This window comes from Streptomyces sp. NPDC003393 (genome assembly GCF_053589015.1).
Map to the genome: position 1 here is coordinate 99609 of NZ_JBSFRB010000019.1, position 26849 is coordinate 126457.

A 26849-nucleotide genomic window follows, 5' to 3' on the forward strand; every position below is an offset into this window, starting at 1 on the left:
TCTGGGCTGCGGTCAGCGCTCCTGCAGTGCCGCCAGCGTGTGGACGGCGTCCGCGGTGTCCGGGTACAGCCGCCGGTAGAGGGCGTACAGCGCGTCGTAGCGCGCGGCGTTCTCGGCGCGTGGCGTCACCGTCTCGCGTACCGGGTTCCAGTCGTCGACGGAGGCGTGGCCGACGAGCTGGGCGGCCAGCAGCGCACCACCGTAGCTCGCGCCGATCGTGATGGTGCGCAGTTCCTGCGGGCGGCCGGTGATGTCGGAGACGATCTGGGTCCACAGGGAGCCCTGGGTGCCGCCGCCGACGGCGACCACCCGGCGGATGTCTCCGCCGGCCTCCTCGATGACCTCGATGTTGTGGCGGACGCCGAACCCGGTGGCCTCCAGGGCCGCCCGGTACAGGTCGCCGCGGGTGTGGGAGAGGGTCAGCCCGGCGATGACCCCGCGGGCGTGCGGGTCCATGACCGGGGTGCGCTCGCCGGAGAAGTACGGCAGCATCAGCAGGCCGCCCGCGCCGGGGCCGGACTCGTCGGCCAGCCGGGTGAGTTCGGTGTGGTCGGCGCCGTCGAACAGGTCGCGCAGCCAGTTGGTGACGGCTCCGGAGGTGGCCATGCCGCCCGCCAGGTTGCGGGTGCCGGGCAGGGACCCGACCGTGGCCCACAGGGACGGGCTGGTGAGCGGCTTGGGCACGGTGTGCACGAGGAACATGGTGGTGCCGTACATCAGCATCAGATCGCCGGTGTGCTGCGCACCCACGCTCAGTGCCTCGGCCCAGGCGTCGATGGTGCCGGTGGTGACGGGGATGCCGGCGGGCAGTCCGGTCTCCCGGGCGGCCTGGGCGGTGACGGTGCCGGCCGCCTCGCCGGACCAGGCGAGTGGCGGCAGTTCGATGCCGGGGGCCACCTCGGCGGCCCAGGGGGCGTACCAGCTGCGGGCGTGCGTGTCGTACAGCGGGGTGCACTGACTGGCCGAGTGGTGGTCGAGGACGTAGGCGCCGGTGAGCTGCCGGACCAGCCAGGAGCTGGGCATGTAGAGGCGGCGGGCCCGGGCGTAGAGACCGGGCTCCTCCTCGGCGATCCAGGCGATCTTCGGCCCCGCGGCCTGCGTGCTCAGGGCCGAGCCCGAGCGGCGGATGATCTCCTCGGCGCCGAGCCGCTCCTCGATCCGGTCGATCTGGCGGACCGAGCGGGTGTCCACCCCGTAGAGGATGGCGGGGCGCAGCGGTGCGTCGTGCTCGTCGGTCAGCAGGACGCAGGGTCCCATGCCGCTGACGCCGACGGCGACGACGGCGGTGTCGGCGGGCCCGGTCAGCTCGCGGGCGAGTTCGGTGAACTCTCGCCACCACACGGAGGCGTCCATCTCGAAGCGGCCGGGTCCCGGCCGTGCGGGTCTGTGCTCCCGTACGGCCGAGCGGATCAGGGCACCGTCGAGGCCGACCAGGACGCCCTTGCTGCTCGACGTGCCGATGTCCACGCCGATGACTGCGTTGCGAGGCATGTCCAGGACCATTGCAGAAATCGATTTCAAGGTCAAGGGTCCGCGCGGCGGTCGCGAATTCCGCAGGTAAGAGCCTTTGATCCGTGCAAGGCCGACACCCCGGCACGCCCGGGTGTCTCACCTCTTGACACCCCTGGGGACCCCCTCTACGTTTCGGTGAAATGGATTTCAGAGGTGTTCCACCGCGGTATCGGGTGCCGCCTCGCCCTTCCGCGCCCCGCGGTGCCTAGCCGGCCCGCGGCGCGCCCCCGTACTCCACCATGAGGGCAAGACACGATGACGACCTTTGGACTCGACGGCATCTCCCGCAGGACGCGTGCCGTGAGCCGTTCCATCAGCGCCGAGAACTTCACCGGCGCCAAGTCCGGCGGCGGCCGCGCCACCGAGGGCACCGGTGCCGTCGCGGCGAGCCGGCTGGGGCCGGGCTGGAAGATCTCCCCCAGCATCGACATCACCGCCGGTGAGACGGCGGTGCTCGCCGACATCGAGGGCCCCGGCACCATCCGCCACCTGTGGTGCACCACCGACCCGCACACGGCCTGGCGCGGCACCCTGCTGCGGATGTACTGGGAGGGCGAGGACGACCCGGCCGTCGAAGTGCCGCTCGGCGACTTCTTCTGCAACGGCTGGAACACCTTCAGCCAGGTCTCGTCCGTGCCGGTCGCCGCCAACCCCAACGGCGGGTTCAACGCCTACTGGCCGATGCCCTTCCGCCGCGGCGCGCGCATCACCCTGGAGAACCTGACCGCCGAGAAGGTCACGCTCTACTACCAGGTGGACTACGAGCTGGACGAGGTCGGCGAGGACGCCTCGTACTTCCACGCCCAGTGGCGCCGCAGCCACCCGGTACCCTTCGGCCAGGTGCACACCCTGCTTGACGGCGTCACCGGCGCCGGCAGCTACGTCGGCACCTACCTGGCCTGGGGCGTCAACAGCCCGGGCTGGTGGGGCGAGGGCGAGCTGAAGTTCTATCTGGACGGCGACGACGCGTTCCCGACGATCTGCGGCACCGGCACCGAGGACTACTTCGGCGGCGCCTGGAACTTCGACGTACCCGGCCAGGGCTACACCGCCTACACCACGCCCTACCTGGGCCTGAACCAGATCCTGCGTCCGGACGGGCTGTACCGCAGCCAGCAGCGGTTCGGGATGTACCGCTGGCACGTCCTGGACCCGATCCGCTTCCGTGAGGACCTCCGCGTCACCGTGCAGAGCCTCGGCATCGGCCCGGGCCAGGGCAACGGCCTGCCGCACCGCTACCGCCACACCAGCGACGACATCGCGAGCACCTCGCTGTTCTACCTGGACGCCCCGTCCTCCGGGTCCCGTCCGGCCACGCCGGACCTGCTCACCCTCGAAGTCGACTGACCCGTCTGCTCCCAGCCCCATCCCACTCCGACAGGAGCGCACACATGCTCCAGCACGGCAACGACGCCGAGCGTCCCGCCAGACCCTTCGGCCCCGCCGGCGCCTCCGGCACGCCGGGCCGCGGCTTCCCCGCCGGCACCTCGCGCCGCCGCTTCCTGACCGCGACGGCGGGCGCCGGGGCGGCCCTGGCGTCCCCGGCCCTGCTCACCGGCTGCGGCACCGCCCAGGCGAAGGGGGGCAACCTCCAGTTCTGGAACTTCTACGGCCCGCAGCGCTCACCCGACCCGGCGATCAACGCGCAGTCCAAGTGGTTCACCGACATGGTCGCCAAGTGGAACGCCACCCACCAGGCGCAGATCGACCTGGTGTATCTGCCGCAGCCCACCTACCTCAACGGATTCAAACTGCCGTCCGCCTTCGCCACCGGCGAGGGCCCGGACGTCTTCCTGCTCTCCCCCGGCGACTTCCTGCGCTACTACAACGGCGGCGTGCTGGCCGACCTGACTCCGTACATGGAGAAGGAGGCCATCGACGACTTCGGCTCCGCGCTCGACAGCCGCAAGGTCGACGGCAAGGTGTACGCCCTCCCCATGGAGATCGAGCCGCTGGCGATGTTCTACGCCCAGGACGTGTGGGAGAAGGCCGGCCTGTCCGAGGCGGACATCCCCACCACCTGGGACCAGATGCTCGACGTCGGCGACAAACTGCGCACCAGGACCCGGGCCGGCCTGGTGTTCGAGACCAACCCGGGCTACTACCAGAACTTCACCTGGTACCCGTGGATGTGGCAGGGCGGCGGCGACGTACTGGACCAGCAGGGCGACGTCGCCTTCGACTCCAAGGCCACCCGCCAGGCCCTGGCGCTCTGGCAGGACGCGGTGCGCCACGGCATCGCCCCGCGCACGCTCCCCGCCGCCGGCGACGTGATCGGCGGCTTCAAGGGCGGCAACGTCGCCATGTGGCAGCAGGGCATCTGGAACGTCTCCAGCTTCAAGGCGTTCGCACCCCAGTACAAGTACGGGGTCTTCAAGCTGCCCTTGCCGCCGGGCGGCACGTACGTGACCACGCTCGGCGGCTGGTCGTTCTGCGCCAACGCGCAGGGCCGCAACCCCGAGGCGGCGGCCGAGTTCTGCGTCTGGGCGCTGGGGTCCATGAAGGACGACTCGATCGACCGGATGGTCGACTGGTGCGTCGGCGCCAAGTCCGACGTGGCGCCCCGCACCAGCGCCCTGGAGCGCGGAGCCGCCAAGGGCGGCTACGACTCCGCGATCATGAAGAAGTTCAAGGACGAGATCTTCCCGGGCGGCCGCGCCGAGCCGCGCTATCCCCCGGTCGTCTACAAGGCGATCTCCGACGCCATCCAGGGCACCATGCTCGCGGGCCGCGGGGTGGCCGGTGAGGCGGAGCGAGCCACCCGGTCCATCGCTGCCTACACCAAGAGCTACAAGGGGGCGAGCCTGATATGAGCAGCGTCCCCGCACAGGAGGGCCGGCGCACCTCACTCGCCCCGGCCCAGGCACCCGCCTCGTCCGACGGGCGCAGGCTGAGCCGCAAGCACCGCGAGTGGCTGGCCGCCGGCCTGTTCCTCGCGCCCGACGTGCTCGGGCTGCTGGTCTTCGTCGCCGTCCCGATGGTCCTCTCCATCGGTCTGAGCTTCTTCCAGGTCAGCGGCTTCGGCAGCTACGAGTGGATCGGGCTCGGCAACTACCGGCGGATGATGGACGACCCGCTGTTCTGGGACTCCATGAAGATCACCGGCGAGTACGTGGTGATCCTCGTCCCCGTCCTGTTCTGCGTGAGCCTCGGGCTCGGCCTCCTGGTCAAGCAGAAGCTGCCCGGCGCCGGGGCGTACCGCACCGCGCTCTTCCTGCCGTACGTCATCAGCCTCGTGGTGGTCGGCGTGCTGTGGAAGTTCCTGCTGGACGAGCAGACCGGTGTGGTCAACCGGGCCATGCGGGCGGCCGGCTTCGACGGCGAGTCCTGGCTGGGCAGCCCGTCCCTGGCCCTCGGCTGCGTCATCGCCGTCATGGTGTGGGTGATGATGGGCTACTACATGATCATCTTCTTGGCGGGGCTCCAGGAGATCCCGAAGGAGTTCTATGAGGCCGCCAGGCTCGACGGGGCGGGCCCGTGGACGACCTTCCGCACGATCACCTGGCCGCTGCTGCGCCCCACCAGCTTCTTCGTCCTGTTGATGTCGACGGTCGCCGCGATCACCGGCGGTCTCGACCTGATCTTCGTCCTGACCAACGGTGGCCCGGCCAACGGCACCTCGCTGGCGATCTTCTACATCTACCAGCAGGCCTTCGGCTTCGGTGAGTACGGCTATGCCTCGGCGATGGGCTCGTTCCTGGTGCTGATCATGGTCGCCGTCTCCGCGGTGATCTTCAAGTTCACGAGAGGCGGGAGGTTCGACGATGGCGAGTGACGCCACGGCGGCCCAGGCCACCCCACCGGCCGGCCGGCGCCGGCTCACCTCACGCGCCGGACTCACGGCCCTGGCCGTCGTCCTGTCGCTGATCAGCGTCTTCCCGGTGCTGTACATGGTCACGTCGTCCTTCAAGACGCGGGCCACCGTCACCGACGGGAGCCTGGTCCCCCGCGACTTCACGTTCGACAACTTCGTCTACGTCTTCACCGAGGTGCCGTTCGCGCGCTACCTGTGGAACAGCTTCTTCATCTCCGCGGTGATCACCGTCGCGGCGCTGTTCTTCCACTCGATGGCCGCCTACGCACTGGCCCGGCTGCGCTTCCCGGGCCGTGAGAAGCTCTTCGGCGCGATCTTCGCAACGCTGCTGGTCACCGCGCCGGTGGTGCTGATCCCGCTGTTCCTGGTGGCCCGCCAGCTGGGCCTGCTCGACAGCTACGCCGGCCTGATCATCCCGGCGATCTTCAACGCCTTCGGCATCTTCCTGCTGCGCCAGTTCTACCTGGGGCTGCCCAAGGAGCTGGAGGAGGCGGCGATCGTGGACGGCTGCGGTCCCTGGAGGGTCTACTGGAACATCGTCCTGCCGATGTCCCGGCCCATCCTCTCGGCCCTGGCGATCTTCTTCTTCCTGGCCAATTGGAACGCCTTCGTCTGGCCGCTGGTCGCCACCAACGACCAGTCCCTGACGGTGGTCCAGCTCGGCATCGCCTCCTTCCAGACGCAGTACGGCTCCAACTGGAACTACATCCTGGCGGCGGCCACCGTGGCCGCGCTGCCCATGCTGGCGCTGTTCTTCGTCTTCCAGCGGCAGATCGTGGAATCGATCAAGACGTCCGGACTGAAGTAGCGGCCCGGCACCCGGAAAGGGGCGCCGCACCGGTCGGGTGACCGGTGCGGCGCCCCTTTCCGCTGCCGTCCGTGACCTTGCCGCGCAAGGGCCGTGGGGCCGTCCGCCCGGTGCGTCCGGCGCCCGTCCGCGTGGTTCGTCACTCCGGGGCGACGGGTCCGGCGGTGCTCTCCCTGATCTGGAGTCTGGTGCGCAGCACCACGGTCTGCAACGGCGCCGTGCTGCCTTCCATGCGCTGCAGCAGCAGGTCGGCGGCAGTGCGCCCGAGCTCGTACGACGGCAGTTCCACCGCCGTCAGCGACGGTCGCACCAGCGACGCCCAGGGCACGTCGCCGAAGGAGAGCACGCCGACCCCGGGCGGAGTGCGTCCTGCCTCGCTCAGGGCGTCGAGTGCGCCGATGGTCATGAGGTTGTTGGTGACGAACACCGCGTCGGGCGGCTCGGGCAGGGCCAGCAGCTCACGCATGGCCGTCCGGCCGCCCTCCACGCGGAAGTCGGCGTGGCGTACGTAAGCGTCGTCGGCGGCGATCCCCTCGATCCGGGCCGCGCGCAACGCCGCTCGGTAACCGGCCAGGCGCTCTTCGGAGGTGGAGGCGCCCTCGGGTCCGGTGATGCAGGCGATCCTGCGGTAGCCGGCCTGCAGCAGATGGCGGGTGGCGACCTCTCCGCCGTGCTGGTCGTCGGCCCTGACCGCGTCCACCTCGGCGTCGTGCGGCCGCCGGTCGACGGCGACCACGGGCACGCCCCGGGCGATGAGCGGCCCCAGGTCCGTGTCGTCCTGCGAGGCCGCCGCCACGATCACGCCCGCCATCTGCTCGCCGAGCGCGACCTCCAGGTAGCGCCGTTCCTTGTCGGTGTCCTCGTCGGAGTTGCACAGCACCACCGAGAGGCTGGTGCGCTGCGCGGCGTCCTCGACACCACGGGCGAGCGAGGTGAAGAAGGGGTTCTCGATGTCCGGGATGATCAGGGCGATCACACTGGAGCGCTGCTTGCGCAGGCTGCGTGCCAGCCTGTTGGGGGCGAACCCGAGTTCCGCGGCGGCCTGCTGGACGGACCGGGCGCGTTCCGGGGTGACCCTGCCGCCGTTGAACACACGCGAGACGGTCGCCGGGGAAACTCCGGCGGCTCGCGCCACGTCATGGATCGTCACCACCTGTGTCGGCATCCTTTCACCGAGTCCGGGTTCCCACCCTACCCTGCTGGTGAAAAGGATTTCACCCCCGTATGGAGCGGGACTGGGCCGGCACCCTGCCGGGCCTGGCGAGCCCCTGGTGCCCACCGAGCGGGAACACCCCGGCCGCCCCCGGCGTTCATCTCCTGCGGCAGGAACGGAGGGCCGGAGAGTGCACGGTGAGTACAAGGTGCCGGGCGGGAAGCTCGTCGTCGTGGACGTGGAGGCCGACGACGGCGTGCTGCGGCGGGTGCGGGTGGCGGGCGACTTCTTCCTGGAGCCGGACGAGGCGCTGGACGCCGTGAACGGCGCGCTGGAGGGCGCCCCGGCGGACACCGACGCGGCGGGCCTGGCCGCCCGGATCGACGCGGCGCTGCCGCCGGGCACGGTGATGTACGGGCTGACTTCGGAAGGCGTCGCCATCGCGGTGCGGCGCGCGCTGGCGCACGCCACCGACTGGACCGACTACGACTGGCAGCTGATCCACGACGGCCCCCAGTCCCCCGCGCTGCACATGGCGCTGGACGAGGTGCTGACGGCCGAGGTCGCCGCAGGACGGCGGCCCCCGACGCTGCGGGTGTGGGAGTGGGCCGCCCCCGCCGTGATCATCGGCAGTTTCCAGTCGCTGAGCAACGAGGTGGACGCCGGGGGTGCCGCCCGGCACGGCGTGGAGGTGGTGCGCCGGATCTCCGGCGGTGGCGCGATGTTCGTCGAGCCGGGCAACACGATCACGTACTCGCTGTCGGTGCCCGAGGCGCTGGTGCAGGGGCTGTCCTTCCAGGACAGCTACGCCTACCTCGACGACTGGGTGCTCGGTGCGCTCGGCGACATGGGGATCCGGGCCTGGTACCAGCCGCTGAACGACATCGCCACCGACCAGGGCAAGATCGCCGGTGCCGCGCAGAAGCGGATCGTGGGTCCCGGCGGCGGCCCCGGCGCGGTGCTGCACCACGTGACCATGGCCTACGACATCGACGCCGACAAGATGCTCGAGGTGCTGCGGATCGGCCGGGAGAAGCTGTCCGACAAGGGCACGAAGAGCGCGAAGAAGCGGGTGGACCCGCTGCGCCGGCAGACCGGGCTCGCGCGCGAGGCCGTCATCGAGCGGATGATCGAGTCCTTCGACGGCCGGTACGGACTGTCCGGGGGCAAGGTCACCGACGAAGAGCTGGCCCGCGCCGAGCAGTTGGCCCGGACGAAGTTCACCACACCGGAATGGACGGCACGGGTGCCCTGACCTGCGCCCACCCCACGGGTGACCGGTGTCGCGGTTCCGTCACCGCTTGAGCACACAGCGAGTTCGCACTTCCGCCCCACTACGACTCGTGTGACACTGTCGTACCGTCCATGCTGTGGACGGCCTCCGCATCGTCCCCCACACGAGAAGTGCGCCGTGCGTGATCTTCCGCTGCCGCTCGCGCTCACCGCGCGGCTGACCCCGGTCGTCGTCCTGGCCTGTGCGGGCTGGGCGATGACGTCCGGGCCGTTCGCGGCGTCGTCCGCCGACGGGCACCGCTCCACCGGGCAGGACACCCGCACGACCGACGCCGGGTCCTCGTCCTCCTCCTCGTCGTCCGGCTCTGCCCCGACACCCTCGTCGACCCCCGGGTCCAAGGCGTACGCGTCCGCTCCGGCGCCGTGCACCTCCATCGCAGGCAAGACGATCACCTCGCTGGTGCCGGGCGCGAAGACGGCCGGCAAGGAGATCCCGTCGACGGACACCAAGGTGCGCCGCACCTGCTCCTGGAACGCGCTGAAGGGGTTCGACTACCGCTGGCTCGACGTGTCCTTCGAGATCACGCAGTCGGAAGCGGCGGCACAGAAGTCGTACGAGCAGCGCACCGCGGAGAAGAGCGGCGGCGGCGCGGTTCCCGGCCTCGGTGACGCCGCCTACTCCGTCGTCAACCTCACCACGGAGGACAAGCAGCAGACCCGCGAGGGCGTGGTGATGGTGCGGGCTTCCAACGCGCTGGTGACCGTCACGTACAACGGCAGCGACTTCGAGACGAAGAAGGCGCCGGGCACGGACGAGATCAACAAGGGGGCCATCAAGGCCGCCCGGGAAGCGGTGTCCGCGCTGAAGGGCGGCCAGGGGAACTGACCGCCCTTCAGGCGCCTCGCCCGGCCGCCCTCCCCGACTCGGGGCCTGCGCCGGCGGTCAGGCGACGGTCTCCTCCCGGGAGGGCGGGCGCGTCAGCATGAGCAGCAGGTACAGCGCCATCGACGTGCCGAGGCCCACCGCCCAGCCGTAGTCGGCGAGCGGCTTCAGCGCCGGTATCGGGCGGCCGTCGACGAGCGGGTGGAAGTCCGCGCCGCCGATGGCGAGCACGCCGCCCGCCAGGAAGGCCACGACCGCCCGCCAGTTCCAGCCGGCCGCGTACCAGTAGCGCCCGCCGGTGCGGTAGAGGTCGACGAGGTCGAGCCGGCTGCGGCGCAGCACCCAGTAGTCGGCGACGAGGATGCCCGCGACCGTGCCGAGCAGCCCGCCGACCAGGCCCAGCCAGGTGAAGATGTAGCCCTGCGGGTCGGCGTAGAGCTTCCACGGGCAGATGACCACGGCGAGCACCGCGGTGACGAGGGCCCCGGTGCGGAAACTGACCTTGCGGGGGGCGATGTTGGAGAAGTCGAACGCCGGGGAGACGAGGTTGGCGGCGATGTTCACCGACAGGGTGGCCACCAGCACGGTCACCAGCGCGTACAGCAGGCCGACCACGTTGTCCGTCTTGGCCGCCAACTGCACCGGGTCCCAGACCGGTTCGCCGTAGACCGCCTGGGAGCCGGAGGTGACCAGCACCGACAGGAAGGCGAACAGGGTCATGGTGGTGGGCAGGCCGAGCGCCTGGCCCCGGGTCTGCGCCTTCTGGCTCTTTCCGTAGCGGGTGAAGTCGGGGATGTTCAGCGACAGCGTCGACCAGAAGCCGATCATGCCCATCAGGGAGGGGGCGAACAGCTTCCAGAAGTCGGCTCCCCAGCCCAGTTTCGACGGCTGGTCGAACAGCGGGCCGAGGCCGCCGGCCTTGCTGCTCATCCACCACAGCATCACGAACGCGCCGACGAGCACGAACGGGGCCGCCCAGTTCTCGAACCGGCGGATGGTCTCCATGCCCCGGTAGATCACGGCCACCTGGATCACCCAGAAGATCGCGAACGACAGCCACATCGTCCAGGCGTGGCCGCCGAACTGGGCGGCCTTCGACCAGCTGTCGCCGATGAGTTTCCCGGCCAGGAAGTAGATCGCCTCACCGCCGATCCAGGTCTGGATGCCGAACCAGCCGCAGGCCACCAGCGCCCGTACCACGGCCGGCAGGTTGGCGCCGCGCACCCCGAAGGAGGCGCGGGCGAAGACCGGGAAGGGAATGCCGTACTTGGGCCCCGCGTGCCCGGTGAGCAGCATCGGGACGAGCACGATCACATTGGCCAGGGCGATGGTGAACACCGCCTGCTTCCAGTCCATGCCGACGGCGATCAGACCGGAGGCCAGGGTCCAGGAGGCCGTGTTGTGGGCCATGCCGACCCACAGCGCGGAGAAGTTGTACGTGGTCCAGGTGCGCCCGGCCACGGGGACCGGCAGCAGGTCCGCGTTGGCGTAGCGGCCGCTGGGGGGTGGAGTGCCGGGGGCGATCTCCACCCGCCCGTCGGCGAGGGTCACCTGCGCGGACGGTGATATGCCCCAGGGAGCGGTGTCGGTCATGGGCAGCCCAATCGGATGGCAACCGGTTATCTGGAGTTGACGACGGGAATGACCTCGCGGCCGTACGCGTCGATCACGGCTTCCTGCGCGTCGTGCATGTCGTACACGGCGAACTGGTCGACGCCCAGTGCGCGCAGCGCGTTCAGCTTCTCGATGTGCTTCTCGACCGGTCCGATCAGGCAGAACCGGTCGACGATCTCGTCGGGCACGAAGGCGGTGTCCGGGTTGCCGCTGCGCCCGTGGTGGGCGTAGTCGTATCCCCGGCGGGACTTGATGTAGTCGGTGAGTTCGTCGGGTACGGCGGCGGAGTGCTCGCCGTAGCGGGCGACCAGGTCGGCGACGTGGTTGCCGACCATGCCGCCGAACCAGCGGCACTGCTCACGGGCGTGGGCGAGCGCCTCGGGCGAGTCGTCGGCGGTGACATAGGCGGGGGCGGCGACGCAGATCGTCACCTCGGCCGGGTCGCGTCCGGCCGCTGCCGCCGCGTCCTTGACCGCCTTGACCATGTACTCGGTCAGATAGAGGTCGGCGAGCTGGAGGATGAACCCGTCGGCCTCCTCGCCGGTCATCTTCAGCGCCTTGGGGCCGTAGGCGGCCATCCACACGGGGAGTTCGGCGCCCGGCTTGATCCAGGGGAACCTGATCACGGTGCCGCCGAGGTCGGCCTCCTCTCCCCGGGCCAGGGCCCGGATGACCTTCATGGCCTCGCTGATCCGGGCCAGCGTGTTGGGTTTGCGGCCCGCGACGCGCATCGCGGAGTCGCCCCGGCCAATGCCGCACACGGTGCGGTTGCCGAACATGTCGTTGAGCGTGGCGAAGGTGGAGGCGGTCACCTCCCAGGTACGGGTGCCCGGGTTGGTGACCATCGGACCCACCGTCAGTTTCTCGGTGTTCGCGAGGATCTGGCTGTAGATGACGAACGGCTCCTGCCAGAGCACGGCGGAGTCGAAGGTCCAGCCGTAGCGGAAGCCGTTGCGCTCGGCCCGCTGCATCAGGCTGACGACGCGGGAGGCCGGCGGGTCGGTCTGCAGGACGAGTCCGAAGTCCATGACGTCCTTGGCCCTCTTCCTAGTCGAGGTACTGGCAGGTGGAGCGAGGCGTGTAGACCCCGTGGCCGGGGCGTCCCGTGTACTCCCGTTCGGTGATGACGGGCTCGCCGCGGGAGAGCACGGTCTCCACCCGGCCGGTGACGCGCCGGCCCTCGTAGGCCGAGTAGTCCACGTTCATGTGGTGGGTCCGGGCGGAGAGCACCTGCTCGGCGTGCGGGTCGTAGATGACGACGTCGGCGTCGGCGCCGGGGGCGATGGTGCCCTTCGTGGGGTACATGCCGAACATCCGGGCCGGGGTGGCGCAGGCGATCTCGATCCAGCGGCGGCGCGAGATGTGTCCGTCGACGACGGCCTGGTGGAGCAGGTCCATGCGGTTCTCCACGCCCGGCATGCCGTTCGGGATCTTGGAGAAGTCGCCCCGGCCCAGTTCCTTCTGACCGCTGAAGCAGAACGGGCAGTGGTCGGTGGAGACCACCTGGAGGTCGTTGGTGCGCAGGCCCTTCCACAGCGCCGCCTGGTGGTCCTTGGGACGCAGGGGCGTGGAGCACACGTACTTCGCCCCTTCGAAGTCGGGCTCGGCGAGGTTGTCGGTGGACAGGAAGAGGTACTGCGGGCAGGTCTCGCCGAACACTGGCAGTCCCTCGTCGCGCGCCCTGGCCAGTTCGGCGACCGCCTCGCGCGCCGAGACGTGCACGACGTACAGCGGGGCGCCCGCGACCTGGGCCAGGCGGATCGCGCGGTGGGTGGCCTCGGCCTCCAGCAGGGCCTTGCGGACCTCGCCGTGGTAGCGCGGATCGGTCTCGCCGCGGGCGAGCGCCTGCTCCACCAGGACGTCGATGGCGATGCCGTTCTCGGCGTGCATCATGATCAGCCCGCCGTTGTCGGCGGCGCGCTGCATGGCCCGCAGGATCTGGCCGTCGTCGCTGTAGAAGACCCCCGGGTAGGCCATGAACTGTTTGAAGGAGGTGACGCCCTCCTCCACCAGCAGGTCCATCTCCTTCAGCGTCTCCTCGTTCACATCGGAGACGATCATGTGGAAGCCGTAGTCGATGGAGCAGTGGCCCTCGGCCTTGGCGTGCCAGGCGTCCAGGCCCTCACGCAGGGAGCCGCCGACGCTCTGGATGGCGAAGTCGACGATGGTGGTGGTGCCGCCCCAGGCAGCGGCCCGGGTGCCCGTCTCGAAGGTGTCGGAGGCGTAGGTGCCGCCGAACGGCATCTCCATGTGGGTGTGGCCGTCGACCCCGCCCGGGATCACGTACTTGCCGGTCGCGTCGATGGTCCGGTCGGCGGTGAACGCCTCGGCTGCCGGGGTGCCGGAGGCCGCGAGGGCGGCGATACGGCCGTCCTCGATCAGCACGTCGGCGTGGATCTCGTCGGCGGCGGTGATGACGAGGCCACCGCGGATGACGGTACGGCTGCTCATGCTCCCTCTCCTGCCAGGTGGACGGTTGCGGTCACGGGGCGGTCAGCGGCGTGTAGGCCCCCGGCGCGCGGTCGCGGTAGAACTGCCAGCGGTCGCGGACCTCGCGCAGCTTGGCCAGGTCCAGGTCGCGGACGACGAGTTCGGTCTCCTTGTCGCTCGCCACCTCGCCGACGAACTGGGCCTCGGGGTCCACGAAGTAGGAGGTGCCGTAGAAGTCGTTGTCCCCGTACTCCTCGACGCCGACCCGGTTGATCGCTCCCACGAAGTACTCGTTGGCCACGGCCGCCGCGGGCTGCTCCAGCTGCCACAGATAGCCGGACAGACCGCGCGAGGTGGCCGAGGGGTTGAAGACGATCTCGGCGCCGGCCAGGCCCAGGGCGCGCCAGCCCTCCGGGAAGTGCCGGTCGTAGCAGATGTAGACGCCGACCTTGCCGACCTTGGTGTCGAAGACGGGCCAGCCGCTGTTGCCGGGGCGGAAGTAGAACTTCTCCCAGAAGCCCCGGACCTGGGGGATGTGGGTCTTGCGGTACTTGCCGAGGTAGGAGCCGTCGGCGTCGATCACGGCCGCGGTGTTGTAGAGGACGCCGGGCTGCTCCTCCTCGTACATCGGCAGCACGAGGACGATGCCCAGTTCCTTGGCGAGTGCCTGGAAGCGCCGGACGATCGGACCCTCGGGGATCTGCTCGGCGTACTCGTAGAAGGCCGGGTCCTGCACCTGGCAGAAGTACGGGCCGTAGAACAGCTCCTGGAAGCACAGGACCTGGGCGCCCTGCGCGGCGGCGTCGCGCGCGGCCTGCTCATGGACCTGGATCATGGATTCCTTGTCGCCGGTCCAGGCGGTCTGGAAGAGGGCGGCACGGATCACACGGCTCATCGGGACCTCCGCTCGTTCGGTGTGCGGGGTGTGCGGTGTCCGCAGAGCGTAGGAAGCCGGCCGGTCCGGTTTGAGGTGCACCGTGTCACGTCCGCGGGGGCGTGGCGTGCCACCGTGTCACTCCGGCTCCGTCCCATGTCCCACCGCCGTTTTTCTCCGTGGTACAGCGTTCACCTGCGGTTTCGCGGCATCGTGTCACTGCTGTTGCGCGTCGTGCGCGAGAAGGGCTATGTGCACCGAGGCGGCCTGTTCGAAGTCGTCGAGGTTCACCCCGAGGCGGGCCTGTATGGCCTCCAGACGGCGATAGAGCGCGGGCCGGGAGACGTGGTGGAGCTGGGCGGTGCGGGACTTGTTGCGGCCGGTGGCGAGATAGGTGCGCAGCACGGCGAGCAGATCGCGGTCGGCCCGGCACAGCAGCCCGTTCAGCTCCCGCTCGGCGAAGGACTGCACATGCGGGTCGTCCCGCAGCAGGCGGACCAGGCCGCGCAGGTGCACGTCCCGCAGCCGTACGACGGGCGGCAGGTCGAGGGCGGGGGCGGAATCGGCCACCGCGTCGGCGACGTGCCGGGCCTCGCGCAGCCCGGTGGGCACGTCGTCCCAGGCGGAGCGGGCGTCCGCGGCGGCGACGACCGTGGCGGCCCGGGACGACTCGGTGCGCAGCCGGGCCGCGAAGTGCTCGGTGAGAGCGTCGGAGTCCTGGTCGCGGGCGAGGCTGAGCAGGACGGCGGTGTGGCCGTCTCCCTCCCCGCCGATCTCGGCGACCAGGCCGCGCAGCCCCAGCAGCCGGAGCAGCCGGTCGAGTTCGGCGGGCTCGCCGTCCCGTACCACGAGCGGCACGAAGGTGCGCCGGTTGACGGGCAGTCCGGCGGCCCGGGCCCGGGGCAGCAGCTGCCGTGCCGGCACGACACCGCTGAGCAGGTCGGTCAGCAGGCCCTGCGCGGACTGTTCCTCCCAGGTCCGGCCGGTGGCGCCGCCGAGCATCCGGTGCAGGACGAGGGCTTCGGCGGCGCGGTCGGCCAGCAGCCGTCCGGTGGTGATGTCCCCGCGGTGCCCGCACAGCACGATCCGGCCCCATCGCTCGCCGCACCCGCCGAGTTCGGCGCGGATCCAGCCGTCGCCCTCGCTGCCTCCGGCCTGCCGGGCGATGCGTTCCCAGTCGCGCAGCACGTCGTCCACCGCCGGCCGCTCCCCCGCCGTGGCGAGGACGCGGTGGGCGAGGTTGGTGACGACGACGGGGCAGGCGCTGTGCTGGGCGATCTCGTCCAGCAGCGCCTGGAGGGGGGCGCCCGCGGTGATCAGTGCGGTCAGGGCGGTGCGTACGGACTCCGACAGGCTGACGGCGGCGAACTTCCGCCGCACCAGCCGGGACTGGACCTCCTCGGTCAGCTCGGCGAACGGGAACGGGCGGTGCAGGACCACCAGGGGCAGTCCGCACCGCTCGGCGGCCCGCCGCATCACGTCCGGCGGCCTGGGGAACGCCCGTCCCAGGCCCAGGACGACGGCGGCGGCCTCCGCGCGGTGCATCGACCGGATGTACTCGGCCTGCTTCTCCTCGTCGCCGGCGAGCAGCACCCCGGTGGTGAGCACCATCTCGCCGCCGTTGAGCATCACGCCGACGTCCGCCGCCTCGGCGACGTGCACCCAGCGCACGGGCCGGTCGAGCTGCCCGGCGCCGGCCACCACCTCGGGTTCCCCGGCCAGCACCCGCTCCAGGGCGAGCACCTGACGGACCGACAGGGGTGGTTCAGGGGAGTCCGGCGGGGCCGGGGGCCGGTCCGAGACGGTGGTCATGCGACGTTCCCCTCTGTGTGCGGCTCGGTTCACCTCCGGGGGCGCGCTCCGGCCGGTGCCGAGGGCGACCGTGCTCAGCCGTTCGGGCCTTGGCGCTCCCCCGAGCTCCTGTCGAGCGGAGGGGTACGCCCGGTCCCCTCGACACCGGTGCGCCCTTCGGCCCGCTCGCCTTGCTCGGCGCTCTCCGGTGCGTGCCTCAGTAGGCGGCGCGCAGCGCGCGTTCCAGGATCGCGGCGCCCTCCTCGGCCTCCGCGACGGTCAGGGACAGCGGTGGGGCGATGCGCAGGGCGCTGGTGTTGTGGCCGCCGCCCTTGCCGATGAGCAGCCCGCCCTCGCGGGCCGCCTCCAGCACGGCGGCGGCCGCCTGCGGATCGGCCTCGTCCGTGCCCGGCCTGGCCAGTTCCACGCCGATCATCAGTCCCCGGCCGCGCACCTCCCGTACACCGGGCAGCCCGGCCGCGGCGGCCCGCAGCCGTTCGATGAGCAGCCCGCCGACCCTCCGGGCGTTGCCCTGAAGGTCGTGCTCCACCAGGTGGTTGAGGTTGGCGAGGCCCGCGGCCATGGTGATCTGGGTGCCGCCGAAGGTGGAGATGCTGTTGGCGTCCAGGCAGTTCATGATCTCGGCGCGGGCGACGACGCCGCCGATGGACATGCCGTTGCCGATGCCCTTGGCGAAGGTGAGCATGTCCGGCGGCCCACTGCGCCCGTGCGCCTGCCAGCCCCAGAAGTGCTCGCCGGTGCGGCCCCAGCCGGTCTGCACCTCGTCGGAGATCCACAGGATGCCGTGCTCCCGCAGCACATCGCGGAAGGCCGCGTACAGCCCGTCCGGGGGCGAGGTGAAGCCGCCGACGCCCTGGATGGGTTCGGCGATCAGCGCGGCGGGCGCGCGGGTGTGGCCGAGGAGGTCCTCGAGGTCCGCCACGCAGGCCGCGACGAAGGCGTCGTCGTCCAGGTGGGCGAACGGGCCGCGGGTGCGGACGCCGCCGTGGACGTACAGCGTCTGCAGGGGGGACAGGGAGGTCGGGGACCAGCCGCGGTTGCCGGTGATGCCGATGGAGCTGAAGGAACGGCCGTGGTAGCTGTTGCGCATGGCCAGGACGGTGTTGCTGCGCCGGTACGTCGTCGCCAGCAGCAGCGCGGTGTCGTTGGCCTCGGTGCCGGAGGTGGTGAAGAACACCCGGGCGTCCGGGATGCCGCTGAGCTGGGCGATGCGCTCGGCGAGTTCCACCATGGGCCGGTTGAGGTAGAGCGTGGAGGAGTGGATGATCCGGCCGGCCTGCTCGCTCACCGCCTTCGTGACCTCGGGCAGCGCGTGCGCGGTCATCGTGGTCAGGATCCCGCCGAAGAAGTCCAGGTACCGCCGGCCCTCGGCGTCCCACACGTACCGGCCCTCGCCGTGGGTGATCTCCAGCGGCTCCTCGTAGTAGAGGGCGAGCCAGTCGGGCAGGACGGCGCGGTGACGGTCGTACAGGTCGTTCACGGTGTGACCAGCCCTTCGTAGGCGTCGGGACGGCGGTCGCGGTAGAAGGCCCACTGCTGCCGGACCGCTTCGATGAGGTCGAAGTCGAGGTCGCGGACGACGAGTTCCTCCTTGGAGTCACTGGCGACGTCCCCGACGAACTGACCACGCGGGTCGACGAAGTAGCTCGTCCCGTAGAAGTCGTTGTCGCCGTACTCCTCCTGGCCGACGCGGTTGATCGCGGCGACGAAGTACTCGTTGGCGACGGCCGCCGCCGGCTGCTCCAGCCGCCAGAGGTAGGAGGACAGGCCGCGGTGGGTGGCGGAGGGGTTGTAGACGAGCTGGGCGCCGTTGAGGCCGAGTTGGCGCCAGCCCTCGGGGAAGTGGCGGTCGTAGCAGATGTAGACGCCGACCCGGCCGACGGCGGTGTCGAAGACGGGCCAGCCCAGGTTGCCGGGTTTGAAGTAGTACTTCTCCCAGAAGCCCTTGACCTGCGGGATGTGGTGCTTGCGGTACTTGCCGAGGTAGCTGCCGTCGGCGTCGATCACGGCGGCGGTGTTGTAGTAGAAGCCGGACTGTTCGACCTCGAAGACGGGGACGACGATCACCATGCCGGTCTCGCGGGCGAGATCCCGCATCCGGCGCACGGTCGGGCCGTCGGGGACCGGCTCCGCCCAGCGGTAGTGCTCGGGCTCCTGGACCTGGCAGAAGTACGGCGAGTTGAAGACTTCCTGGAATCCGATGATCTTCGCGCCCCGACGGGCCGCCTCACGGGCGTGCTGCTCGTGCTTGGCGACCATGGACTCGATGTCGCCGGTCCAGGTGGCCTGGACCAGGGCCGCACGGACGACGTTGGCCATGAGCTGCTCCTTCGACGTACGTCAGAGCCTGTGTCACCTCCGCGCCCGGCCGGGACGTGACACGGGGCCCCAGCCTCTACGCCCGTAGAACGGGCCTAGAGGCACGAACGTAAGCCTCCTGGGCGGCCTTGCCAAGACCATCGTCGTGAACCCGCTGAGTCGATCGTGTTTCGCAACTCCTGTGGGTGAGTGCCGACGGCTGCCGGGTGCCCGGGGGCCCCATCAGACCTCGACCGGTGCGCACCGTCCTACCAACTCGTCCATCGACAGCCCGAGGGCTCGGGCCAGCGCGGCCACCGTGAAGAACGCCGGGGTCGGGGCCCGGCCGGTCTCGATCTTGCGCAGCGTCTCCGCGGAGATGCCCGCGCTCGCCGCGATCTCCGTCATGCTGCGATCGCCGCGCGCCTCGCGCAGCAGCAGCCCGAGCCGCTCGCCGCGTTCGCGCTCTTCGGGAGTGAGTGGGGTGCGCACCATGCCGTCATTCTACGGCCCGGACCGGGATTCAAATACCGGTATAGTAATTGGCATGGTGGAACTGAAGACGGACGCATCGATCGACGCCATGTACGAGGCCGGCCAGGTCGTGGCGCGGACACTCACCGCGGTGAGCCGGGCCGCGGACGTGGGAGTCTCCCTGCTGGAACTCGACGAACTGGCACGGGACGTGCTGCGCGAGGCGGGCGCGGCCTCCCCCTTCCTCGGCTACCGGCCCTCCTTCGCCCCGACCCCCTTCCCGGCCGTGCTGATCGCCTCCGTCAACGACGCGATCGTGCACGGCATCCCCACCCGGTACCGGCTGCGCGACGGCGACCTGCTCTCCCTGGACTTCGGCGCCGAGCTGGGCGGCTGGGTCGGGGACTCGGCGCTCAGCATGATCGTCGGCCGGCCGCGCCCCGCGGACCTGAAGCTGATCGAGACCGCCGAGCGGGCGCTGGGCGCGGGCATCGAGGCCGCCGTGGTCGGCAACCGCATCGGCGACATCGCCCACGCCGTCGGCTCGGTGTGCCGTGCGGCGGGCTACGGCATCCCGGACGGCTTCGGCGGCCACGGCGTGGGCCGCCGCATGCACGAGGATCCCGCCGTACCCAACGAGGGCCGCCCGGGCCGGGGCCTCCCGCTGCGCCACGGCATGGTCCTCGCCGTCGAACCCATGCTGATCGCCGGGGGCACCGACGGCTACCACGCGGCCCCCGACGGCTGGACCCTGCGCACGAACGACGGCTCCAGGGCGGCCCACGTCGAACACACGGTGGCGATCACGGAAAGCGGCCCGAGGGTGCTCACGCGGCGGTAGAGCCGGGCTCGGGGGCGTGGAGCGGACGCGGGGCCGTGCCGAGACCTGGCCGACCGCCGCGTGGGCGCGAGCGGGCGCCCGCCCCACGATGCCGCACCCGCGCGACGGTACCGGGTCCCGGGCCCACCGGCACGGACATGTAGCGACGTGCCCGACATGCCCCAAGAAACGGAACATGCAATCGTGGCATGAGCCCCACCTATCCCGGTTACCCGGCGGGAGCCAACCGTCAGCGAAGGAACGGAAAACGATGACCAGCGGCTTCATCGGCCCGGAGGGCGACCGCGACCCCTTCGGCGAATTCTTCGCCCGCTTCTTCGGCGGACCACGCCCCGGTCCCCGGCACGTGGACATCGGCAGGCTGCTCAGCCAGCCCGCGCGGGAACTCGTCAAGGGCGCGGCCCAGTACGCCGCCGACCACGGCAGCCGGGACCTGGACACCGAGCACCTGCTGCGGGCGGCCCTCTCCACCGAGCCCACCCGCAGCCTGCTCAGCCGGGCCGGCGCGGACCCGGACTCGATCGCCTCGCAGATCGACGAGCGCTCGGGTCCCGTCCACGGCCCGGCGGGCGAGACGCCGCAGCCGACCTCCCTCTCCCTGACCCCGGCCGTCAAGCGCGCCCTGCTGGACGCGCACGACATGGCGCGGGCGAGCGGCGCCGGGTACATCGGCCCCGAGCACGTGCTCAGCGCGCTCGCCGCGAACCCCGACTCGGCGGCCGGCCACATCCTGAACCAGGCCCGCTTCGCCGCCTCCGGGCTGCCCCCCGAGGCCCCGGAGACCACCGCGCCGCCGAGGGCGGAGCGGCAGCGGACCTCGACGACGCCCACCCTCGACAAGTTCGGGCGGGACCTCACCGACCTGGCCCGTCAGGGGCGTATCGACCCGGTGATCGGCCGTGACCAGGAGATCGAGCAGACCATCGAGGTCCTCTCCCGGCGCGGCAAGAACAACCCGGTGCTGATCGGTGACGCGGGCGTCGGGAAGACGGCCATCGTGGAGGGGCTGGCGCAGCGGATCGCCGACGGGGACGTGCCCGACATCCTGATCAACCGGCGGGTGGTGGCCCTGGACCTGACGGGGGTGGTCGCGGGCACCCGCTACCGGGGCGACTTCGAGGAGCGGCTGAACAACATCGTCACCGAGATCCGGACCAACTCCGAGCGGCTGATCGTCTTCATCGACGAACTGCACACGGTGGTCGGCGCCGGCGGGGGCGGCGAGGGCGGGTCGATGGACGCGAGCAACATCCTCAAGCCCGCCCTGGCCCGTGGCGAGCTGCACGTCGTGGGCGCGACCACGCTGGAGGAGTACCGGCGGATCGAGAAGGACGCGGCGCTGGCCCGGCGGTTCCAGCCGATCCTGGTGCCCGAGCCGTCCGTGCCGGACGCCATCGAGATCCTGCGCGGGCTGCGCGACCGATACGAGGCGCACCACCAGGTCCGCTACACCGACGAGGCGCTCGTGGCGGCCGTGGAGATGTCCGACCGGTATCTGACCGACCGGCGGCTGCCGGACAAGGCGATCGACCTGATCGACCAGGCCGGCGCCCGGGTGCGGCTGCGGGCGCGGACCAAGGGTACGGACGTACGGGCCATGGAGCGCGAGGTCGAGCAGCTCACCCTGGACAAGGACCAGGCGGTCGCGGACGAACAGTACGAGCAGGCCACACAGTTGCGTGACCGGATCGCCGAGCTGAAGCAGCGGATCTGCGAGGCCGGCGGGGACGAGGAGGCGGACGAGGGCCAGCTGGAGGTCACCGCCGAGTCCGTCGCCGAGGTGGTGTCCCGGCAGACCGGCATCCCGGTCAGCAGCCTCACCCAGGAGGAGAAGGAACGACTGCTCGGCCTGGAGGAACACCTGCACCGGCGGGTGGTCGGCCAGGAGGAGGCCGTCGGCGTGGTCGCCGAGGCGGTGCTGCGCTCCCGTGCCGGGCTGGCCAGCCCGAACCGGCCCATCGGCAGCTTCATGTTCCTCGGACCGACCGGGGTCGGCAAGACGGAGCTGGCCCGGGCGCTGGCCGAGGCGCTGTTCGGCAGCGAGGACCGGATGGTCCGCCTGGACATGAGCGAGTACCAGGAACGGCACACCGTCAGCCGGCTGGTGGGCGCCCCGCCCGGGTACGTGGGCCACGAGGAGGCCGGTCAGCTCACCGAGGTGGTACGCCGGCACCCGTACTCGCTGCTGCTGCTCGACGAGGTGGAGAAGGCCCACCCGGACGTGTTCAACATCCTGTTGCAGGTGCTCGACGACGGACGGCTGACCGACTCCCAGGGCCGCACGGTGGACTTCACCAACACCGTGATCGTGATGACCAGCAACCTGGGCTCGGAGGCCATCACCCGGCGGGGAGCCGGAATCGGGTTCGGTCCGGGCGGGGCCGACGCGGACGAGGAGGCGCGGCGCGAGCGGATCCTGCGCCCGCTGCGGGAGCACTTCCGGCCCGAGTTCCTCAACCGCATCGACGAGATCGTGGTCTTCCGGCAGCTCACCGCCGAGCAGTTGCGGCAGATCACCGACCTGATGCTGGAGCAGACCCGTCGGCTGATGCACGCGCAGAGTGTCTCCGTCCAGTTCACCGACGAGGCCGTGGACTGGCTGGCGCAGCGCGGCTTCCAGCCGGAGTACGGCGCCCGTCCGCTGCGCCGCACCATCCAGAAGGAGGTCGACAACCAGCTGTCCCGCCTGCTGCTGGACGGCCGGGTCGGAGACGGCAGCCGGGTCACGGTGGACGTGGAGGACGGCCGGCTGGTGTTCCGCACCGAGGACCGGGAGCCCACGGCCGCCCCCACCGAGTGAGGGCGGCCCCGCGGCTCTCGGCGAAGCCCGGTGGACCGCGATCGTCCACGCGGCCGGGTTTCACCGGGATCGCCTACGGACCGGGTGCACCGCGATCGTCCACGGCGTTTCACCGCTATCGCCTACGGCGCCGGGTGCACCACCATCGCCGAGCCGCCGCCGCGCCGTACCTTCTCCGCCGCGGCCAGCCACTTGCCGTTCGGCAGCCGTTGTACGCCGGTGGCCGCGCCGATCTCCGGATTCAGCTTGAAGGAGTGGCCGATGGCCTCCAGTCGCTTCCTCAGATCGCTGTCGTAGAGGCCGGGTTCGAGTTCGGTCTGGGCCGCGTTGCGCTGGCTGGCGCGGGGTGCGGCGATCGCGTCGACCAGCGGGAGGTGCCGGTCGAGGAAACCGGTCAGGGTCTGGAGCACGGTGGTGATGATGGTGGCGCCGCCGGGCGAACCCAGCGCCACCACCGGCCTGTTGTGCGCGTCCAGCACGATCGTCGGGGAGATCGACGAGCGGGGCCGCTTGCCCGGGCCGGGCAGATTCGGGTCGTGCACGGCCGGATTGGCCGGGGCGAAGGAGAAGTCCGTCAGCTCGTTGTTGAGCAGGAAGCCGCGGCCGGGCACGGTGATGCCGCTGCCGCCGGTCTGTTCGATGGTGAGGGTGTAGGAGACGACGTTGCCCCACCGGTCGGCGACCGTGAGATGGGTGGTGTTCTCGCCCTCGTACGTCGTCGGGGCCGCGGTGCCCCCGCTGCCGCAGGCCGCCGGACGGCGCGGGTCGCCGGGTGCGACCGGGCTGGTGAGGACCGCGTCGTCCTTGATCAGACAGGCGCGGGAGTCGGCGAACCGCTGGGAGAGGAGTCCCGCGGTGGGCACGTCCTCGAAGGCGGGGTCACCGACCCAGCGCCCGCGGTCGGCGAAGGCGATACGGCTGGCTTCGATGAAGTGGTGCAGGTACTGCACCTGGCTCGCCTTGGAGAGGTCCGTGTTCTGAAGGATGTTCAGCGCCTCGCCGACGGTGGTGCCGCCGGAGGAGGAGGGCGCGATGGAGTAGACGTTCAGGCCGCGGTAGGACGCCCTGGTGGGCGCCTGGAGCTTGGCCCGGTAGACGGCGAGGTCCTTCTCGGCCAGCTGCCCGGGACGGGCGTTCCAGCCCGAAGCCGGGTCGACCGGCGGGTGGTTGACGGCCTCGACGATGTCGTCGCCTATGTCGCCGCGGTAGAGGGCGCCGACGCCCTTGCGGCCCACCTCCTCGTAGGTGCGCGCGAGGTCGGGGTTCTTGAAGGTCGAGCCGACGACCGGGAGCCGGCCGCCCGGCAGGAACAGCTTCGCGGTGTCCGGGAAGTAGCGGAAGCGGGTCTCGTTCGAGGCCGTCTGCGAACGGAAGGTGTCGTCGACGGTGAAGCCCTCGCGGGCGAGCCGCTCGGCGGGCTTCAGGACCTGACCGAGCCGCCTGGAGCCCCACTCCTCCAGCGCCGTCTGCCAGGTGGCGGGGGTTCCCGGAGTGCCCACGCTCAGTCCGCTGCTGACGGCGTCGCCGAAGGCGAGCGGCTTGCCGTTCTCCACGAAGAGTTCGGAGTCGGCCGTCAGCGGCGCGGTCTCGCGGCCGTCGATGGTGTGGACGGTGCGGGTGCGGGCGTCGTAGTAGACGAAGTAGCCGCCCCCGCCGAGGCCGGCGGAGTACGGCTCGGTGACGCCGAGGGCGGCCGCGGTGGCGACGGCCGCGTCGACGGCGTTGCCGCCCTTCTTCAGCACCTCGATACCGGCCGCCGAGGCGTCCTGGTCCACGCTGGCCACGGCACCGCCGTAGCCGACGGCCACGGGGACCTTGGCGGCCGGTTCGTGCCTCGCGGCCGGTCCGGGCTCGGCGTGGCCGGGGTGCGCGGCGGGCGGCGCTGCGGCCCCCACCGAGACCACGGCGGCCGAGACCGCGAGAACAGCCAGTTTCCGAGCGACAGGGCGACGCATCCGCACCTCCTGGGAAGGGCCGTTCCCGCAGCCTAATCCATCACCATGGCCACGTCAGGTCAGAGGGGAAACCGGTTTCGAACACGGGTTTGTGTTCGACCGCTAACATGCGCGCCCATGAGTGACGACGTGCGCAACATCGTTCTGGGCCTCATCGCGGCCGGCATCAGCGCCACGCTCGGCTGGCTGACCCGCACCTACTTCTGGAAGCGGAGACTGCGGCGCAAGCAGGCCTTCTTCGGGCTGCCGGACAACGCCGAGTCGCTGCTGGTGGTGAATCGGAACGCCTCGGGACCCGAACTGGCGGTGATGCGCCACGACGTGTTCGCGCTGCTGGAACTCGCCGCACTGATCAAGGAGTGCCGGGCCCACGCCCAGGTGCTGCCGCACGACACGGCACGTCAGGGCTTCGGCGAGCGAACCGAGTTCTGCGTGGGCGGCCCGGCCTCCAACCGCCGTACGGCCGCGCACCTGGCGTCCCTGCTGCCCGGCGTGCAGGTGAACGTGGATGCCGAACCGGGGCCGGACCGCGGCGCCTTCCGGATCGGCTCCGAGCACTACCGGCTCGAGGCCGGCCGAGCCGAGTACGTGCTCCTCGCCCGGCTCACCGCCGGCGACAGCCACGGCAACCGGCCGGTGTTCCTCTTCTGCGGCCAGACCGCGATCACCAACCAGGCCGCCGCCCGCTACCTCGCCCGCAACCACGAGCGGCTGGCCCGCAAGCACGGCAGGAACTCCTTCGCGCTGCTGCTGAAGGTGGTGAATCCCCAGGCGTACGGCCCGGACGTGGTCGAACTCGTCGCGGACGTGACGCGGGCGGCCCGGACGCCGCTGCCGTCGGCGGAGCCCGCGGCCGACTCCGCGTCGAGCACTACCCGTCCGGCGCGCAGCTGACCTTCTGCTCAAGGGCGGGCGACGCGACCGTGCTGTCCGTCCCCCCGCGCGAGCAGTGATCTCCGGCTGCCGCCGGCCGGGTATGGCCCTGTGAACCGCTGTCCCCCTGCGAACGGCCGTGAACGGCACATCGTAGTCCCGCCCTCAGTTCTCCGCGACCTCCGCGTACAGCTGGGACAGTTCGGGGACACCGCACTCGGCCCAGGCGTGCCCGACCTCGACGACATCGAACTCCCGTCCGGAGGCGAGCCGCACCACGGGCCGGCTGCGGATCCGCCAGACCGCACCGGGCACGGTGCGCACGATGACCGTGCCCAGATACAGTCCCGCGTCGTTACCCAGCCAGGACGCCTTCTCCGCGTCGTCCCGCCAGCGCGGCAGCAGCTGGTCGAGCGCCTCCAGCGAGGCCGCCGACTCGTCGAGCCGGACGTCGGCCTCGGACGCCTGGGCGCGCAGCAGCTCGCAGGTGGAGAGGAGGTCGGCGAGGCCCGCGGGGTCGGGCGGGCCGCCTTCGGCGGGGAGCGCCGCGGCAGCGGGAGCCGGTGCCCGCCTCTTGCGCCAGTTGCCCACAAACCGGATGTTCATGGCTCCAGCGTGACACCGGCGGTGTGGTCCACACCACAGGGCGTACCCGGGTGTTCCGTCTACACGTCCAGGTCGACCACGACCGGCGCGTGGTCCGAGGCGCCCTTGCCCTTGCGCTCCTCCCGGTCGACGTAGGCGTCGGTGACCGCCTTGGCGAAGGGCTCGTTGGCGTACACGAGGTCGATGCGCATGCCGCGGTTCTTGGGGAAGCAGAGCTGGCGGTAGTCCCAGTAGGTGAACGGGTGGTCGTACTTCAGGGGCCGCGGGACCACATCCGCGAGGCCGACCTCGCGCAGGGAGGTGAGGGCGGCACGCTCCGCCGGGGTGACGTGGGTGGCGCCCTCGAAGGCGGCCGGGTCGTAGACGTCGTCGTCGGTCGGCGCGACGTTGTAGTCGCCGAGGACGGCGAACGGGCGGCTGCCGCCCGCGTCGCCCGCCACGGCCGCCTTCAGCGCCTCGAACCAGTGCAGCTTGTAGACGTAGTGGGGGTGCTCCACCTCACGGCCGTTGGGCACGTAGACCGACCAGACGCGGACCGGGCCGCAGGTCGCGGAGATGGCCCGGGGCTCCTGGACGCCCTCGTAGCCGGGGTCTCCGGGCAGGCCCTTCACCACGTCCTGAAGGCCCACGCGGGAGAGCACCGCCACCCCGTTCCACCGGCCGGTGGCGTGCACCGCCGCCTCGTAGCCGAGGTCGCGCAGCTGGTCGAACGGGAACTGGTCCTCGGCGATCTTGGCCTCCTGGAGGCAGAGCACGTCGGTGCGGCTGCTCTCCAGCCAGGCCAGCAGCCTCGGGAGGCGGGCGGTGATCGAGTTCACGTTCCAGGTCGCGATGCGCATGCCTCACAACCTACCGGGCGGGACCGACAA

General features: G+C 71.0%; 22 protein-coding genes. 9 read left to right on the forward strand and 13 right to left on the reverse strand.

Annotated features, from left to right (window positions below; all coding sequences use genetic code 11):
• Positions 1-12 precede the first annotated feature (12 nt).
• The gene (locus ACWDUZ_RS20090) at positions 13-1491 is read right to left on the reverse strand and encodes an FGGY-family carbohydrate kinase (protein ID WP_451633135.1); all 1479 of its coding nucleotides are present in this window, start codon (positions 1489-1491) and stop codon (positions 13-15) included.
• Positions 1492-1767: 276 nt separating this feature from the next.
• Here ACWDUZ_RS20090 and ACWDUZ_RS20095 point away from each other — a divergent pair, with 276 nt between their 5' ends.
• Genes ACWDUZ_RS20095 through ACWDUZ_RS20110 form a run of 4 tightly spaced genes read left to right on the forward strand, consistent with a single transcriptional unit; the run spans position 1768 to position 6134 of the window.
• Positions 1768-2859, forward strand: coding sequence for a glycoside hydrolase family 172 protein (locus ACWDUZ_RS20095; protein WP_451633136.1), 1092 nt, complete (start codon positions 1768-1770; stop codon positions 2857-2859).
• A gap of 44 nt (positions 2860-2903) precedes the next feature.
• Positions 2904-4325: an ABC transporter substrate-binding protein gene (locus ACWDUZ_RS20100; RefSeq protein WP_451633137.1), complete on the forward strand. Its 1422-nt coding sequence runs from the start codon at positions 2904-2906 to the stop codon at positions 4323-4325.
• On the forward strand, positions 4322-5287 hold the full coding sequence (locus tag ACWDUZ_RS20105) for a carbohydrate ABC transporter permease (protein ID WP_451633138.1): 966 nt from the start codon (positions 4322-4324) through the stop codon (positions 5285-5287). The genes ACWDUZ_RS20100 and ACWDUZ_RS20105 overlap by 4 nt, the downstream gene beginning before the upstream one ends.
• Positions 5277-6134 (forward strand): carbohydrate ABC transporter permease, encoded by an 858-nt coding sequence (locus ACWDUZ_RS20110; protein ID WP_451633139.1) that lies wholly within the window; start codon positions 5277-5279, stop codon positions 6132-6134. Before ACWDUZ_RS20105 ends, ACWDUZ_RS20110 begins: the two co-directional genes overlap by 11 nt.
• A gap of 139 nt (positions 6135-6273) precedes the next feature.
• On the opposite strand, the gene ACWDUZ_RS20115 is transcribed toward ACWDUZ_RS20110, so the two are convergent.
• Positions 6274-7287: a LacI family DNA-binding transcriptional regulator gene (locus ACWDUZ_RS20115; RefSeq protein ID WP_451633140.1), complete on the reverse strand. Its 1014-nt coding sequence runs from the start codon at positions 7285-7287 to the stop codon at positions 6274-6276.
• 190 nt (positions 7288-7477) lie between these two features.
• Between ACWDUZ_RS20115 and ACWDUZ_RS20120 the strand changes: the two genes are divergently transcribed.
• Positions 7478-8542 carry a lipoate--protein ligase family protein gene (locus tag ACWDUZ_RS20120; protein WP_451633141.1) on the forward strand — a complete coding sequence of 355 codons (1065 nt, stop codon included), beginning with the start codon at positions 7478-7480 and terminating at the stop codon, positions 8540-8542.
• Between the two features lie 156 nt (positions 8543-8698).
• Positions 8699-9406, forward strand: a complete 708-nt coding sequence (locus ACWDUZ_RS20125; RefSeq protein WP_451633142.1) for a hypothetical protein — start codon at positions 8699-8701, stop codon at positions 9404-9406.
• 57 nt (positions 9407-9463) lie between these two features.
• Here ACWDUZ_RS20125 and ACWDUZ_RS20130 read toward each other — a convergent pair whose 3' ends face one another.
• The 8 genes from ACWDUZ_RS20130 to ACWDUZ_RS20165 all read right to left on the reverse strand — a co-directional run bounded on the left by ACWDUZ_RS20130 (position 9464) and on the right by ACWDUZ_RS20165 (position 18926).
• Positions 9464-10996 carry an NCS1 family nucleobase:cation symporter-1 gene (locus tag ACWDUZ_RS20130; protein WP_451633143.1) on the reverse strand — a complete coding sequence of 511 codons (1533 nt, stop codon included), beginning with the start codon at positions 10994-10996 and terminating at the stop codon, positions 9464-9466.
• Positions 10997-11022: 26 nt separating this feature from the next.
• The gene (locus tag ACWDUZ_RS20135; RefSeq protein WP_451633144.1) at positions 11023-12045 is read right to left on the reverse strand and encodes a TIGR03842 family LLM class F420-dependent oxidoreductase; all 1023 of its coding nucleotides are present in this window, start codon (positions 12043-12045) and stop codon (positions 11023-11025) included.
• A gap of 19 nt (positions 12046-12064) precedes the next feature.
• Complete coding sequence (hydA, locus tag ACWDUZ_RS20140) at positions 12065-13468, reverse strand: dihydropyrimidinase (protein ID WP_451633145.1); 1404 nt, start codon at positions 13466-13468, stop codon at positions 12065-12067.
• Positions 13469-13499: 31 nt separating this feature from the next.
• Complete coding sequence (locus tag ACWDUZ_RS20145; protein ID WP_189899866.1) at positions 13500-14342, reverse strand: nitrilase-related carbon-nitrogen hydrolase; 843 nt, start codon at positions 14340-14342, stop codon at positions 13500-13502.
• Positions 14343-14537: 195 nt separating this feature from the next.
• Complete coding sequence (locus ACWDUZ_RS20150; RefSeq protein ID WP_451633146.1) at positions 14538-16133, reverse strand: PucR family transcriptional regulator; 1596 nt, start codon at positions 16131-16133, stop codon at positions 14538-14540.
• A 196-nt stretch (positions 16134-16329) separates the two neighbouring features.
• Entirely contained in the window at positions 16330-17613 is a 1284-nt protein-coding gene (locus tag ACWDUZ_RS20155; RefSeq protein WP_451633147.1) for an aspartate aminotransferase family protein, read from the reverse strand.
• Positions 17610-18452: a nitrilase-related carbon-nitrogen hydrolase gene (locus ACWDUZ_RS20160; protein WP_451633148.1), complete on the reverse strand. Its 843-nt coding sequence runs from the start codon at positions 18450-18452 to the stop codon at positions 17610-17612. Before ACWDUZ_RS20160 ends, ACWDUZ_RS20155 begins: the two co-directional genes overlap by 4 nt.
• A gap of 222 nt (positions 18453-18674) precedes the next feature.
• Positions 18675-18926, reverse strand: coding sequence for a helix-turn-helix domain-containing protein (locus ACWDUZ_RS20165; RefSeq protein WP_389836698.1), 252 nt, complete (start codon positions 18924-18926; stop codon positions 18675-18677).
• A 52-nt stretch (positions 18927-18978) separates the two neighbouring features.
• Between ACWDUZ_RS20165 and map the strand changes: the two genes are divergently transcribed.
• Together map and ACWDUZ_RS20175 are read left to right on the forward strand one after the other, a co-directional pair.
• On the forward strand, positions 18979-19746 hold the full coding sequence (gene map / locus ACWDUZ_RS20170) for a type I methionyl aminopeptidase (protein WP_451633149.1): 768 nt from the start codon (positions 18979-18981) through the stop codon (positions 19744-19746).
• 250 nt (positions 19747-19996) lie between these two features.
• A complete protein-coding gene (locus ACWDUZ_RS20175; RefSeq protein ID WP_451633150.1) occupies positions 19997-22546 on the forward strand; it encodes an ATP-dependent Clp protease ATP-binding subunit in 2550 nt (849 codons plus the stop codon).
• Between the two features lie 122 nt (positions 22547-22668).
• On the opposite strand, the gene ggt is transcribed toward ACWDUZ_RS20175, so the two are convergent.
• Positions 22669-24501, reverse strand: coding sequence for a gamma-glutamyltransferase (gene ggt / locus ACWDUZ_RS20180; protein WP_451633151.1), 1833 nt, complete (start codon positions 24499-24501; stop codon positions 22669-22671).
• 117 nt (positions 24502-24618) lie between these two features.
• Between ggt and ACWDUZ_RS20185 the strand changes: the two genes are divergently transcribed.
• Positions 24619-25395 carry a hypothetical protein gene (locus ACWDUZ_RS20185; protein WP_451633152.1) on the forward strand — a complete coding sequence of 259 codons (777 nt, stop codon included), beginning with the start codon at positions 24619-24621 and terminating at the stop codon, positions 25393-25395.
• Positions 25396-25539: 144 nt separating this feature from the next.
• Here ACWDUZ_RS20185 and ACWDUZ_RS20190 read toward each other — a convergent pair whose 3' ends face one another.
• Together ACWDUZ_RS20190 and ACWDUZ_RS20195 are read right to left on the reverse strand one after the other, a co-directional pair.
• Positions 25540-25980, reverse strand: a complete 441-nt coding sequence (locus tag ACWDUZ_RS20190; RefSeq protein WP_451633153.1) for a DUF6278 family protein — start codon at positions 25978-25980, stop codon at positions 25540-25542.
• A gap of 59 nt (positions 25981-26039) precedes the next feature.
• Positions 26040-26819: an exodeoxyribonuclease III gene (locus tag ACWDUZ_RS20195; protein WP_451633154.1), complete on the reverse strand. Its 780-nt coding sequence runs from the start codon at positions 26817-26819 to the stop codon at positions 26040-26042.
• Positions 26820-26849: the final 30 nt, after the last annotated feature.